Genomic DNA, 13,976 nt, shown 5'->3' on the forward strand with positions numbered 1-13,976 from the left:
TGCCGCCGATGTACTCGGCGACGGGTTTTACGCTACTTTCGGGTTCAGATGTCCCACACCACGTTGACGCTGAAGTTGCGTCCCGGCTGGGTCAGGCGATCCAGATTAGCGGGCGCCGTCACACCAGCTTCGCCCACGCCGTCGTAGCCGCGCACATCATCCCAGCGCCAGTATTTCTTGTCGGTCAGGTTGTACAGACCCGCATTGACGGTCACATCGTTGCTGACCTTGTAGTAGCCGCTCAGGTCCAGAATGCCGTAGCCCGGGGTCTTGAATTGACTGGAGGTGCCGTCCGGCGTGTGGAAATTGCTGTCATCCACGCGATTCTTGCGCTTGACCAGCGTCCAGCTCAGCAGGCCGCCGTAGTCATTCTGGTCATAGCCCAGGCCGATCACACCGGTCAGCGGGTTGACGCTGTTGATTGGCTCGCCTGTATCGTTGTTGCGGCCCTGCACGTAGGCAACCGATGCCTGGCTGTAGAGACCGTTTGGCGCACCGATGCTGTCGAGATTGATGCGCCCTTTGAATTCCGCGCCCTTCATGGTTGCGTGCTTGATGTTGTTGGACTGGAACGTGAGTTCGCTGTAACCGGGGGTAATGGCGTCCTCGTTGATGAAGTCACGGTACTTGTTATAGAACACCGCGATGTCGAACGAGCCCGCTTCGAAGCGACCGCGTAAACCGGTTTCATAGCTTTTGCTGGTTTCCGGTTCCAGGTTCGGATTGGGCTCAACCACGTAGCCTGCCGTCGGGTTTGCGAAGCGTCCATAAAGTGACTTGGCCGACGGTGTGCGGAAACCTTCGGCATACTGGCCGTACCAGGTGTAGGCGTCGCTGAGTGCATAAGTCACACCGAACTTGGGCGACAAGCGATGCCATGTCCGCGTTTCGTCGTTGCCCTGACCGGGGTCGGCGAGGCTGACCGACCTGAGAAATTCTGGCGTGAACTTCGGGTCGAGTGTGGTGTGGTCATAACGCACGCCGGGCATGAAGGTCCAGTCGTTCCAGCTGATCTGATCCTGGGCGAACAGCGCATAGCTGGTGATGGTCGGGTCCGGGAAATCGCTCGTCGCGGCCAGACGGTCGCTCGGGCTGTCTGCACCGACCACGCGGCAGGAGCCGAATACGCGCGCACAGGTCCCGCTGCCGCTGCGCAGCCCGGTGACTTTCTGCTGCTTTACCGTCGTACCGTAGGTCAGCACATGGTCCGTGCTGGCGATAGAGAATGCCTTGTCCAGTTGGGCATCGAATACCCACTGCTTTTCCTGATAGTGCGTGTCGCGATCACGAATGACATCTCGGGAGAACGGAAAGTACCGCTCCCGGGTGCTTTGATCAGTCTTTGCGGTCTGGTAATTCAGGCTCCACTTGAGGTTGTCGACCAGCAGGCTATCGACGGCGAAGCTGTTTTCGACCCCGAAGCGCTCGCGGGTGATGGTGTCGTTACCCTCGCGCGATTGATACATGCCCAGCCCGCTGCCGTTGGTGAACGGCCCGCCGACTGCGCTTTTCAGGTTGCTGTCGCGGTCGTCCTTGTACTTTTCGTAAGCCAGAGCCAGACGCGAACCGTCGGTATAATTCCAGCCCAGCTTGGCCAGCACGTTGGTGCTGCGCGCATCCTCAGGGTTGGCTTCGGTGCGGCTCAGGCCTGTGCCACCTGTTTCGCCATAGGATTCGGTCTCATGACCATTGCGCTGGCTCACGTGCAGCAAGCCGTCAAACTCGCCCTGACGGCCTGCGACAGTGGCCGAGTTCAACCAGCTTTCGTCTGCCGAGCTGTAACCGGTCTTGAGGCGTGCGCCGACATCCTTGCCGGGCTTGATGATGTCATCCGGGTCCAGCGTGTAATAACTGACCACCCCACCGATTGCGCTGCTGCCGTACAGGGCCGAGGCCGGACCGCGGAGGATTTCCACGCGCTTGACGATCTCCGGGTCGACATAGTTGCGATGGGTCTGCGCATAAGGACCGGTGAAAAAGCTGTCGGGGACTTCCACGCCGTCGACCTGAGTCAGTATCCGGTTGCCGTCAATGCCGCGGATGTTATAGCCGGTTGTGCCTGCGCGCTGGCCTGCGCCGCCCACCGAAACCCCCGGCTCGTAGCGCACCAGATCACGGATGGTGTTGACGTTGCTGCGGTCCAGTTCTTCACGGGAATGCACGCTGACGGTGCTTGGTACCGTGGCGACATCCTGTGCCTGACGCGTGGCGCTGACGGTGATCTGATCGAGGGCCAAGACGCCGGCGGTTGCGGTGCGCCTTTCCAGCACTACATTGTTGTTGCCCAGATTGCGATAGCTCAGCGAGCTGCCGGCCAGCAGGGTGTCCAGCGCCTGCGCAGGTCTCAGATTGCCGCGGGCACCCTGGGAGGTGACATTTTGCGCGAGATCCGATGACACGCCCACCTGCCAGCCGGTGATGCGGCTGAATTCATTGAGTGCCGACACCAGCGATTGCTGACCAATCGAGAAGTTGTAGGTGCCTGCCGAACGTGCCGCCTGGGTGCTTTCACTGGCAGCACTGGCGTTGACCGTCTGTAGACTGGCGCCCAGCACTGCAAGTGTCAGCAGAGATAGCGTGAGCCGTACGTGTGGTTGGGCGGCAGGCGTGAACGTGGATGACATCGGTAGCGCTCCCTGGGGTGTTGCTCGTTATAGTGTTTACAAACCGTTTCAAAATGAGAATCAGTTGCATTGGCTATAACTAGACGAACGGGCAGTCGCTATCGAGTAAAAAAACTTTGCTTCAGTTGAGAATCACTAGCGCAGGCATTTCGTGAAGGCTTGCCGAGGTGATCTGTGCCAGCGACCGCACCACGTCGAGCGGGTTGTCCAGGCGATAGTTGCCGGTCACTGCCACACGATCCAGTTGCGGGTTGGTGCTGATGATCCAGCCGGGATAGTAACGACGCAGCTCGGTCAGCACTTCGCTCAGCGGGCGGTTATCGAAGATCAGTCGACCTTGCACCCAGGCGAAATCCCTGAGCGGGTCAAGCTTTTCACGATGCCCGAAGCCAGCAGGCCCCACGCGAACGCTTTCTCCGGCCCCCAGGCTGACGCTGGAGTCGCCGCGTGTGGCACGCACGTCGACAGCGCCGCGCTGCACTTTTACCTGGGCAACGCCGTTCAGATAACGCACGGAAAATTCGGTGCTGTTGGCACTCATGCGCACCGGTCCGGCTTCGATTTCCAGTGGCATGCCCGCTCTGGAACTGACATCGAAGAATGCTTCGCCTTGCAGCAGGCGAGCAGAGCGCCGCTGTTCACCTACCTGACTGGAGAACGCCGAGTCGGTGTTGAGCAGCACTTTCGAGCCGTCTGCCAGTTCCAGGCGCTGGCGCTCACCCACTATGGTCAGGTGATCGGCCTGCAGGCGCAGCGGCAGATTGCTGAAACTGAACAGCCCCAACAGCAACACCGCTGCAGTGGCGAGAGGTTTCCATTGCGCACGGACACGTTTCCACGCCGATGGCTTGCGGGGTTGCGCGATGCTTTCGGCGGCGTGCTGAACCGGCTGTGAATTCCAGAGTGTCCGGGCCTTATCGAAGGCGCGTGCGTGTTCCGGATCGGCGTTCAGCCATTCCTGAAAACGGGCAAGCCGGGTGGCGTCTGCGCCTTCCAGTTCGAGCAGCCAGGTCAGTGCCTGATCCATTGCAGCATTGCTCAACACGTCCTGCGCAATCGCGTGCGGGCGTTCGGTTCTCGGGGCCACAGTGTTCCTCGGCAATCCTGAAACTGTATCGATAAGAGTCTGGCAGCGTGCGGCAGGGTTCAGGGCGGGTCAAGTCTTGAGAGGACGCCTACGCAGATTGCCATGATCAGTTTCAGTTCTTTCTGGACAGTACTGGCGGAGACCTGAAGCTGCTCGGCGATTTCCAGATAACTGCGGCCATCGAGGCGGCTGAGGGTAAAGATTTTCTGCTGACGCGGGCTCAACGTACTCAGGCTGGCACTCAGGTTTTCAAGCAGGCGCTTGGCATGCGCAGCGTCCTCAGGCGAGCCCATCTGGGCTACGACGCTTTCTAGTTGGGCGGGTGAGACATCTTCGAGCATGGTCCGGCCATGAATACGCCGCGCACGCAAATGATCCAGCGCCAGGTTGCGGGCGGTCTGAAAGACGAAGGGTTCAAGGTGGTCGACGGGGTGTTCGGTCAATGCACGGCTGACGCGCAGCCAGGTTTCCTGAAGCAGGTCTTCGGCAGCGTTTTGGTTGCCGACCATGCGTTGCAGGGTGCGTAGCAGAACCGGGCGCTGGGCCAGAAAGACATCGTTGAAGCGTGACTGCGACACAGAGAGGCCCGACCAGAGATGTGAGCAAATGATAATGCTTCTCATCTTTTGGTCGGGTCAAGCCTGCATCTGTAAATAATTATCTTACGCTGCTGCCCGCTGCGACGCTGAATTTACTCGGCGTTGTGCAGCGCCAGGCAATTGTCGAGCATGCGATTGGAGAACGCCCATTCGTTGTCGTACCACGACAGTACCTTGAGCAACTTGCCACTGACCTTGGTGTGATTGGCGTCGAAAATCGACGACAACGGGTTGTGATTGAAGTCGTGGGAAACCAGCGGCAGGGCGTTGTAGCCCAGCACCTTGGAATGCTGGCTGGCTTCTTTCAGCAGCGCGTTGACTTCATCGACCGTGGTTTCACGCTTCAGGGTCACGGTCAGGTCGACCAGCGAAACGTTGATGACCGGTACGCGTACCGCCATGCCGGTGAGTTTGCCTGCCAGCTCCGGCAGTACCAGGCCCACTGCTTCGGCAGCGCCGGTCTTGCTCGGGATCATCGACTGCGTCGCCGAGCGGGCGCGGTACGGATCGGTGTGATAGACATCGATCAGGTTCTGGTCGTTGGTGTAGGCATGGATGGTGGTCATCAGGCCATTTTCGATCCCCAGTTCACGGTGCAGTACCTGGGCGACCGGGGCCAGGCAATTGGTGGTGCAGGATGCACTGGAGATGATCTGGTGCGACTGACGCAGCGTGTCGTGGTTGACACCATAGACGATGGTGGCATCGGCACCGCTGGCCGGGGCGGAGATAATGACCTTGCGGGCACCGGCAGTAAGGTGCGCTGCGGCCTTGTCACGGCTGGTAAACAGGCCGGTGCACTCGAACACTACATCAATGTCCTGCGCCTTCCACGGCAGCTCGGCCGGATTGCGAATGGCACTGACCGAAATACGGTCACCATTGACGGTCAGGCTATCCTTGTCGCACTCGACCGTGCCGCTGAAAGGGCCGTGTACGGTGTCGAAGCGCAGCAGGTGTGCGTTCATTTCGCTGTCGCCAAGATCGTTGATGGCGACGACCTGCAGGTCCTGGCGGTAGCCTTGGGTATACAGTGCGCGTAGGACGTTGCGGCCGATGCGGCCAAAACCGTTGATTGCGATACGAAGAGTCATACAGCCGTCCTTCTGAATTTGTTGTTGGAATTACAAGATTATTCTCATAGAAATAGAAAACAAGCCTTTTTAGTGGCAATATTTTGTTTTATCTACAACTACAAGCCTGAAAGGCCCTCCCGGTTGATCGAGATCAGGGTTCTGCTCCCCGCCCGTCACTGCTCGAAAACCGGAACCGTCTTTACGGGTGACCTTAGACGTTAGCCTGGAGTTCATCACATGCATCCCCGCGTCCTTGAAGTAACCGAGCGACTCATCGCCCGCAGTCGCGATACCCGTCAGCGCTACCTTCAATTGATTCGCGGCGCAGCGAGCGATGGCCCGATGCGCGGCAAGCTTCAATGTGCCAACTTTGCTCACGGCGTCGCTGCCTGCGGGCCAGAAGACAAGCAAAGCCTGCGTCTGATGAACGCCGCCAACGTGGCAATCGTCTCCTCCTACAACGAGATGCTCTCGGCGCATCAACCCTACGAACACTTTCCTGCCCAGATCAAACAGGCTTTACGTGACATTGGTTCGGTCGGTCAGTTTGCCGGCGGCGTGCCTGCCATGTGCGATGGCGTGACTCAGGGTGAGCCGGGTATGGAGCTGGCCATTGCCAGTCGCGAAGTGATTGCCATGTCCACGGCAGTTGCGTTGTCACACAATATGTTCGACGCCGCGATGATGCTGGGTATCTGCGACAAGATCGTCCCTGGCTTGATGATGGGCGCACTGCGTTTTGGTCATCTGCCGACCATCTTCGTGCCGGGCGGACCGATGGTTTCAGGTATCTCCAACAAGGAAAAAGCCGACGTACGGCAGCGTTACGCGGAAGGCAAGGCCAGCCGTGAAGAGTTGCTCGACTCGGAAATGAAGTCCTATCACGGTCCGGGAACCTGCACCTTCTACGGCACTGCCAACACCAACCAGCTGCTGATGGAAGTCATGGGCATGCACCTTCCCGGTGCCTCGTTCGTCAATCCCTACACGCCACTGCGCGATGCACTGACCGCCGAAGCGGCTCACCAGGTGACGCGTCTGACCAAGCAGAGCGGCAGCTTCATGCCGATCGGCGAAATCGTCGACGAGCGCTCGCTGGTCAACTCCATCGTTGCCCTGCACGCGACAGGTGGCTCGACCAACCACACGCTGCACATGCCGGCGATTGCCCAGGCCGCGGGCATTCAACTGACCTGGCAGGACATGGCCGACCTGTCGGAAGTGGTGCCAACCCTGAGTCACGTCTACCCCAACGGCAAAGCCGATATCAACCACTTCCAGGCGGCGGGCGGCATGTCGTTCCTGATCCGTGAGTTGCTGGCTGCCGGTCTGTTGCACGAAAACGTCAATACCGTGGCCGGTTACGGCTTGAGCCGCTACACCAAAGAGCCATTCCTGGAGGATGGCAAGCTGGTCTGGCGCGAAGGACCGCTTGAAAGCCTTGATGAAAACATTTTGCGTCCGGTCGCCCGTCCGTTCTCGCCGGAAGGTGGTTTGCGGGTCATGGAGGGCAACCTGGGCCGCGGGGTGATGAAAGTCTCTGCCGTGGCCCCGGAGCATCAGATCGTCGAAGCGCCAGCCAAGGTCTTTCAGGATCAGAAGGAGCTGGCCGATGCGTTCAAGGCCGGTGAACTGGAGTGCGATTTCGTCGCCGTGATGCGCTTCCAGGGTCCGCGCTGCAACGGCATGCCCGAGTTGCACAAGATGACGCCGTTTCTGGGTGTTCTGCAGGACCGTGGTTTCAAGGTGGCGCTGGTCACCGACGGACGTATGTCGGGCGCATCGGGAAAAATCCCGGCGGCCATTCATGTCTGCCCTGAAGCGTTTGATGGTGGCCCGTTGGCACTGGTGCGCGATGGTGATGTGATCCGTGTGGATGGCGTAAAAGGCACGTTACAAGTTCTGGTCGAAGCGTCAGAATTGGCCGCCAGAGAACCGGCCATCAACCAGATCGACAACAGTGTCGGCTGTGGTCGCGAGCTCTTTGGATTCATGCGCATGGCCTTCAGCTCCGCAGAGCAGGGTGCCAGCGCCTTTACTTCTAGTCTGGAGACGCTCAAGTGAAGTTGGCCCTGGTCGGTGATATAGGCGGTACCAATGCACGTTTTGCCATTTGGGAAGACGACACGCTGCATTCTGTCCGGGTATTCCCGACCATTGACTACGCCGGCCCGGAAAAGGCCATCGAAGTCTATCTGCAGGACCTTGAATTGCAGCGCGGTGATATCAGCCACGTATGCCTGGCCGTTGCCGGACCGGTGGATGGCGATTTTTTCCAGTTCACCAATAGTCACTGGCGGTTGAGCCGTGAGGCATTTTGCGCTGACCTGAAAGTCGATCACCTGCTGCTGATCAACGACTTCACCGCCATGGCGCTGGGCATGACCCGGCTCAAGGAAGATGAATACCTGACGGTTTGCCCTGGCGCTGGCAAGCCGGATCGGCCGCGTGTGGTGGTCGGGCCGGGTACCGGGCTGGGCATCGGTACGCTGATCAAGCTTGACGGCAGTCGCTGGCTGGCGCTGCCGGGCGAGGGCGGGCATGCTGACCTGCCAATCGGCACGGCACGCGAGGCCCTGTTATGGACACGCCTGATGGCTGAGCATGAGCATGTCAGCGCTGAAGTGGTACTCAGTGGCGCGGGCTTGCTGTTGCTCTATCAGGTCAGTTGCGCCCTGGACGATATCGAGCCAGTGCTCAAGTCGCCTGCGGCTGTCACCTCGGCAGCGCTGGCGGGCGACCCGGTAGCCGCAGCCGTGCTGGAGCAGTTCTGTGTGTTTCTAGGCAGGGTGGTGGGCAACAATGTGCTGACCCTGGGCAGCCTGGGCGGCGTGTACATTGTCGGCGGTGTGGTGCCGCGCTTCACTGAGTTCTTCATCAACAGCGGTTTCAAGCGCGCCATGGCCGAGAAGGGCGTGATGAGCGACTATTTCAAGAACCTGCCGGTCTGGCTGGTGACCGCCGAGTACCCTGGCCTGATGGGCTCAGGCGTCGCTCTGCAACAGGCCTTCGGTTCGCAGATCTGAGCAGCATCCCATAACAACAAAGATTCACCGTCAAACAAGGACGCCTCAACTTGAGTTCAGTCAGTAAATCGATCCTGCTGGTGGATGACGATCAGGAGATTCGCGAGTTGCTGGACACCTACCTGAGTCGTGCCGGTTTTCAGGTGCGCACGGTGGGTGATGGCGCTGATTTTCGCCGCGCCTTCAACGAAGAACCCAGTGATTTGCTGATCCTTGATGTGATGCTGCCCGATGAAGACGGTTTCAGTCTGTGCAAATGGATCCGTCAGCATCCGCGCCAGCCGCATGTGCCGATCATCATGTTGACCGCCAGTTCGGACGAAGCCGATCGGGTCATCGGCCTGGAATTGGGCGCTGATGATTATCTGGGCAAGCCGTTCAGCCCGCGTGAGCTGCAAGCGCGTATCAAGGCACTGTTGAGGCGCGCCCAGTTCGGTCAGGAGCGTCCTGGCGGCGATGTCATTCTGTTCGACGAATGGCGGCTGGACATGGTCAGTCACAGGTTGTTTCACAATGACGGCGAAGAAGTGATTCTGTCCGGTGCCGACTTTGCGCTGCTCAAGCTGTTTCTCGACAACCCCCAGCAGATTCTCGACCGCGACACTATCGGCAATGCCACACGCGGGCGTGAGCTGATGCCGCTGGAGCGGATCGTCGACATGGCGGTCAGTCGGCTGCGTCAGCGTCTGCGCGATACTGGCAAGTCGCCGCGCCTGATCCGCACCATTCGCGGCAGTGGTTATCTGCTGGCCGCGAACGTCAACTCGCAAGCGGGCAACGGCTATTAACTCGCCGGTGGCAGGAGCGAAAAGAACCGGCCTGCCACTGCCGCGCTCATTGCTGGGGCGCATGCTGCTGTTGACGTTACTGGCGGTTCTGCTGGCTCAGACACTGTCCAGTGTGATCTGGCTGTCACAGTTGCGCGCCACACAGACCGAAGGGCTGGTGACCAGCGCGCGCAGCCTCGCTTACTCGATGGCGGCCAGTGTCAGTTACTTTCGCTCATTGCCGCTGGCCTACCGGCCCATGGTGCTGGATCAACTGCGCAGTATGGGCGGCACCCGTTTCGTCGTCTCGCTCAACGATCACCCGCTGGATATGCAAATCATGCAGCCCACGCCTCGCAAGCAGGCGGTCCTGGACGTGGTGGGCGAGGTATTGCGCCAGCGTCTGGGTAATGGGCCGGACATCACCGTATGGTTTGCGCGGCCCGATGAGCTGCGTATTTTCAACAGCGGCCTGAAGCTCGATGAACTGCCGCGTTCCTGGGCGCATTACGCGCTGACACTTGAGCCGGTGAACCCGCCGGTGCTGGTTACGCAAATCGAAATGGCGCCCGGTGAATGGTTTTACATTGCCTCTCTGCTGCCTGAGCCCTACACCTCGCTGGAGGAGCAGGAGCTGCCCCTTCAGCAGGTTTCATTCATCGTCCTGACCAGCATGTTTTTGCTGTTGTTCATCGGTTTGCTGGTGCATTGGCAGAGCCGGCCGCTCAAACGCCTGGCGCGGGCCGCACGGGACATGTCACTGGGCGCGGACGTCGAGCCGGTGGTCGAGGGCGGCGGCAGCGAGGTGATCGAGGTCAGCCGTGCGTTCAACGCCATGCGCACCCGTATCAGCCGCTATCTGACCGAACGGGGTCAGTTGTTCAGTGCCATCTCGCATGATCTGCGCACGCCCATCACCCGGCTGCGGTTGCGTGTCGAGCTGCTGGAAGATGAGCACATGCAGCGTAAATTCAGCCGCGATCTGGACGAACTGGAGTTGCTGGTCAAAGGCGCGCTGCAGTGCGTCAAAGATACCGATATTCATGAAAACATCGAGCCGGTGGACCTCAATGCACTGCTTGATTGCCTGGTCGAGCCCTGGCTGAATGTTGAAGGCGACGGACGTGTCACCCAGCAAGGCGAGGCTCAGGCTGCCTATCCCGGCAAGCCGTTGGCGCTGCGGCGCTGCATGGGCAACCTGATCGACAATGCCCTTAAATATGGCCATCGCGCTCATCTGAAAGTCGAGGATAACGCCACGGCTTTCGTCCTGCATGTGGATGACGAAGGGCCTGGTGTGCCCGAACAACGTCTCGAACACGTTTTCGAACCGCATTTCCGTCTGGCAGGCAATCAGCAGCAGGGCTACGGTCTGGGCCTGGGTATCGCGCGCAACATTGCCCACAGTCACGGTGGCGAAGTCAGCCTGCAGAACCTGCGTGAGGGTGGGTTGCGGGTAACGTTGTACCTGCCGAGAACTGCGGAATGACGCGCTGCAAAGTGGCTTTTACCTATCGATTGCACCGGGATTTCAATTGTCACCATCTTGTGACAATCGCGCGTCCCTTCGTTACTGTCGGCGCTTCAGGCTTGGTTAGACTCCCACGAAGCGCAAGCATCAGACTTGCTCATGCATAACAACAAGAAAGGTCAATTCGATGAATTCCATGTCACGTCTCGCTGTTGTCATCTCTCTCGCTTCGTTGTTCCCTCTGAGCGCTACTGCCGCTGAATCCAAAGGCACTGTAGAAGTTGTGCACTGGTGGACGTCGGGTGGCGAAAAGGCTGCGGTCGACGTTCTGAAAGCGCAGGTCGAAAAAGACGGCTTTGTCTGGAAGGACGGCGCCATTGCCGGCGGTGGCGGTTCCACCGCCATGACCGTGCTCAAGAGCCGTGCGGTTGCCGGTAACCCGCCAGGTGTTGCCCAGATCAAAGGGCCTGACATTCAGGAATGGGCCTCTACCGGTCTGCTTGATACGGACGCGTTGAAAGACGTCGCCAAGGCCGAGAAGTGGGGCTCGCTGCTGGACAAGAAGGTCTCCGACACCGTGAAGTACGACGGTGATTACGTAGCGGTGCCGGTGAATATTCACCGCGTCAACTGGCTGTGGATCAACCCTGAAGTCTTCAAGAAAGCCGGTATCGACAAGGCGCCTACCACGCTCGAAGAGTTTTATGCTGCGGGCGACAAGCTGAAAAAAGCCGGTTTCATTCCGCTCGCCCATGGCGGTCAGCCGTGGCAGGACAGCACTGTTTTTGAAGCCGTTGTGCTCTCGGTCATGGGCGCTGATGGCTACAAGAAGGCCCTGGTTGATCTGGACAAGGACGCATTGACCGGTGAAGGCATGGTCAAGTCCCTCACCGAGCTCAAGAAAGTCGCGACCTACATGGATGCCGATGGCAAGGGCCAGGACTGGAACCTGGAAGCTGCCAAGGTTATCAACGGTAAGGCCGGCATGCAGATCATGGGTGACTGGGCCAAGAGTGAATGGACCGCAGCCAAGAAGGTCGCCGGCAAGGATTACCAGTGCGTAGCCTTCCCTGGCACCGACAAGGCGTTTACCTACAACATCGACTCGCTGGCGGTGTTCAAGCAGAAAGACAAGGGCACCACTGCCGCACAGCAGGATCTGGCCAAGGTCGCGATGGGCGAGGACTTCCAGAAAGTCTTCAGCATCAACAAGGGCTCGATCCCGGTTCGTGAGGACATGCTGTCCGACATGAGCAAGTACGGTTTCGACTCGTGTGCGCAAACCGCTGCCAAGGATTTCCTGGCCGATTCGAAGACCGGTGGCCTGCAACCGAGCATGGCGCACAACATGGCCACTACGCTGGCGGTGCAGGGTGCTTTCTTTGATGTAGTCACCAACTACATCAACGACCCGGCAGCTGATCCTGCAGCGACAGCCAAGAAGCTGGCCACTGCGGTCAAATCGGCCCAGTAACTCTCTCTGAACCGCCTGTACCCGCAGTTCGTGGTGCTGAAATCCTCTGTTGATTTCACCCGCGGCTGCGGCCTGGATTCGATACACCGGATGGGATACTCCCGATGAGCTCTGTCGCTGCGATCAGCAAAGCCTCGCCAATGGATGCGCTGCAACGCTGGCTACCAAAACTGGTGCTGGCACCCAGCATGTTCATCGTGCTGGTGGGTTTCTATGGCTACATCCTCTGGACATTCGCGCTTTCGTTTACCAACTCGACGTTTCTGCCGTCCTACAAATGGGTCGGTCTGGCGCAATACGCACGCCTGATGGACAACGATCGTTGGTGGGTGGCAAGCAAGAACCTTGCGGTGTTTGGCGGGATGTTCATTGCCATCAGCCTGGTGATCGGTGTTCTGCTGGCCGTCCTGCTGGACCAGCGGATCCGTCGTGAGGGCATGATCCGCACCATTTACCTGTACCCGATGGCACTGTCGATGATTGTCACCGGTACGGCGTGGAAATGGCTGCTCAACCCCGGCCTGGGCCTGGACAAGATGCTGCGCGACTGGGGCTGGGAAGGTTTCCGTCTCGACTGGCTGATCGACCCGGACCGCGTGGTTTACTGCCTGGTCATTGCTGCGGTGTGGCAGTCTTCCGGCTTTGTCATGGCGTTGTTTCTGGCGGGCCTGCGTGGCGTCGATCAATCGATCATTCGTGCTGCGCAGATGGATGGCGCGAGTTTGCCGATGATCTACTGGCGCGTTGTGTTGCCAAGCCTGCGTCCGGTGTTTTTCAGTGCCGTGATGATCCTTGCGCACATTGCCATCAAGAGCTTCGATCTGGTGGCAGCGATGACCGCCGGTGGCCCCGGTTACTCATCCGACCTGCCTGCGATGTTCATGTACTCCTTCACCTTTAGCCGCGGCCAGATGGGCATGGGCTCGGCCAGTGCGATTCTGATGCTCGGCGCGATCCTGGCGATTCTGGTGCCGTACCTGTATTCCGAGCTGAGGACCAAACGCCATGACTAGTCATGTTGGCAAACCGGGCATCAGCTTCAGTCGTATTCTGATTTACGCCGTGCTGATACTGGCCTGTCTGATTTATCTGGTGCCGCTGGTGGTGATGCTGTTCACCAGCTTCAAGACCCCCGAAGACATCGGCACCGGCAACCTGCTGAGCTGGCCAAGTGTGATCACTGCAATTGGCTGGATAAAGGCCTGGGACCTGGTAGATGGTTATTTCTGGAACTCGATAAAAATAACCGTTCCGGCAGTCATTATTTCCACCGCCATTGGCGCGCTCAATGGCTATGTATTGTCGATGTGGCGCTTCAAGGGTTCGCAGCTGTTCTTCGGTCTGTTGCTGTTTGGTTGCTTCCTGCCGTTTCAGACTGTTCTGCTGCCGGCTTCCTTTACGCTGGGCAAAATGGGCCTGGCCAGTACGACCACCGGGCTGGTGTTTGTGCATGTGGTCTACGGGCTGGCGTTCACCACGCTATTCTTCCGTAACTACTACGTCAGCATTCCCGATGCGCTGGTCAAGGCTGCACGGCTGGACGGTGCCGGGTTTTTCACCATCTTCGGGCGCATCATTCTGCCGATGTCCACGCCCATCGTGATGGTCTGCCTTATCTGGCAGTTCACCCAGATATGGAACGATTTCCTGTTTGGCGTTGTGTTCTCCAGTGGTGAGTCTCAGCCGATCACCGTGGCCCTGAACAATCTGGTCAACACCAGCACAGGTGCCAAGGAATACAACGTTGACATGGCGGCGGCGATGATTGCCGGCCTGCCGACACTGCTGGTCTACGTACTGGCTGGCAAGTATTTCCTGCGTGGGCTCACGGCCGGCGCGGTCAAGGGGTAAT

11 protein-coding genes are annotated in these 13,976 nt (G+C 59.0%); 7 read left to right on the forward strand and 4 right to left on the reverse strand.

The annotated features are described in order from the left end of the window. Window positions 1-44: 44 nt before the first annotated feature. The 4 genes from RYC18_RS15370 to gap all read right to left on the reverse strand — a co-directional run bounded on the left by RYC18_RS15370 (window position 45) and on the right by gap (window position 5,404). Window positions 45-2,624, reverse strand: a complete 2,580-nt coding sequence (locus RYC18_RS15370; protein ID WP_316886448.1) for a TonB-dependent receptor — start codon at window positions 2,622-2,624, stop codon at window positions 45-47. Between the two features lie 121 nt (window positions 2,625-2,745). Further along, on the reverse strand, window positions 2,746-3,711 hold the full coding sequence (locus RYC18_RS15375; RefSeq protein WP_316886449.1) for a FecR family protein: 966 nt from the start codon (window positions 3,709-3,711) through the stop codon (window positions 2,746-2,748). A 59-nt stretch (window positions 3,712-3,770) separates the two neighbouring features. Then, window positions 3,771-4,289 carry an RNA polymerase sigma factor gene (locus RYC18_RS15380; RefSeq protein ID WP_002552313.1) on the reverse strand — a complete coding sequence of 173 codons (519 nt, stop codon included), beginning with the start codon at window positions 4,287-4,289 and terminating at the stop codon, window positions 3,771-3,773. A 113-nt stretch (window positions 4,290-4,402) separates the two neighbouring features. Further along, window positions 4,403-5,404, reverse strand: coding sequence for a type I glyceraldehyde-3-phosphate dehydrogenase (gene gap, locus RYC18_RS15385; RefSeq protein ID WP_002552314.1), 1,002 nt, complete (start codon window positions 5,402-5,404; stop codon window positions 4,403-4,405). A 219-nt stretch (window positions 5,405-5,623) separates the two neighbouring features. On the opposite strand from gap, the gene edd reads away from it, so the two are divergent. From edd to RYC18_RS15420, 7 genes are all read left to right on the forward strand, one after another. Continuing rightward, complete coding sequence (edd, locus tag RYC18_RS15390) at window positions 5,624-7,450, forward strand: phosphogluconate dehydratase (protein WP_004656012.1); 1,827 nt, start codon at window positions 5,624-5,626, stop codon at window positions 7,448-7,450. Further along, window positions 7,447-8,412 (forward strand): glucokinase, encoded by a 966-nt coding sequence (locus RYC18_RS15395; protein WP_004656014.1) that lies wholly within the window; start codon window positions 7,447-7,449, stop codon window positions 8,410-8,412. Before edd ends, RYC18_RS15395 begins: the two co-directional genes overlap by 4 nt. Window positions 8,413-8,462: 50 nt before the next feature. Next, window positions 8,463-9,200: a response regulator gene (locus tag RYC18_RS15400; RefSeq protein WP_004656016.1), complete on the forward strand. Its 738-nt coding sequence runs from the start codon at window positions 8,463-8,465 to the stop codon at window positions 9,198-9,200. Window positions 9,201-9,261: 61 nt separating this feature from the next. Next, window positions 9,262-10,668, forward strand: a complete 1,407-nt coding sequence (locus RYC18_RS15405) for an ATP-binding protein (RefSeq protein WP_004666131.1) — start codon at window positions 9,262-9,264, stop codon at window positions 10,666-10,668. A gap of 169 nt (window positions 10,669-10,837) precedes the next feature. Beyond that, window positions 10,838-12,124, forward strand: coding sequence for an ABC transporter substrate-binding protein (locus RYC18_RS15410; protein WP_316886450.1), 1,287 nt, complete (start codon window positions 10,838-10,840; stop codon window positions 12,122-12,124). A gap of 104 nt (window positions 12,125-12,228) precedes the next feature. Next, window positions 12,229-13,137: a carbohydrate ABC transporter permease gene (locus RYC18_RS15415; RefSeq protein ID WP_004666129.1), complete on the forward strand. Its 909-nt coding sequence runs from the start codon at window positions 12,229-12,231 to the stop codon at window positions 13,135-13,137. Continuing rightward, window positions 13,130-13,975, forward strand: coding sequence for a carbohydrate ABC transporter permease (locus RYC18_RS15420; protein WP_004656028.1), 846 nt, complete (start codon window positions 13,130-13,132; stop codon window positions 13,973-13,975). The genes RYC18_RS15415 and RYC18_RS15420 overlap by 8 nt, the downstream gene beginning before the upstream one ends. Window position 13,976: the final 1 nt, after the last annotated feature.

The organism is Pseudomonas syringae group sp. 247E2 (assembly GCF_032587795.1).
GTDB lineage: Bacteria > Pseudomonadota > Gammaproteobacteria > Pseudomonadales > Pseudomonadaceae > Aquipseudomonas > Aquipseudomonas amygdali.

Coding starts and splice junctions, on each gene's coding strand:
- RYC18_RS15415 (WP_004666129.1), top strand. CDS start 12,229: ATGAGCTCTGTCGCTGCGATCAGCAAAGCCTCGCCAATGGATGCGCTG.
- RYC18_RS15405 (WP_004666131.1), top strand. CDS start 9,262: ATGCTGCTGTTGACGTTACTGGCGGTTCTGCTGGCTCAGACACTGTCC.
- RYC18_RS15410 (WP_316886450.1), top strand. CDS start 10,838: ATGAATTCCATGTCACGTCTCGCTGTTGTCATCTCTCTCGCTTCGTTG.
- RYC18_RS15370 (WP_316886448.1), bottom strand. CDS start 2,624: ATGTCATCCACGTTCACGCCTGCCGCCCAACCACACGTACGGCTCACG.
- edd (WP_004656012.1), top strand. CDS start 5,624: ATGCATCCCCGCGTCCTTGAAGTAACCGAGCGACTCATCGCCCGCAGT.
- RYC18_RS15420 (WP_004656028.1), top strand. CDS start 13,130: ATGACTAGTCATGTTGGCAAACCGGGCATCAGCTTCAGTCGTATTCTG.
- gap (WP_002552314.1), bottom strand. CDS start 5,404: ATGACTCTTCGTATCGCAATCAACGGTTTTGGCCGCATCGGCCGCAAC.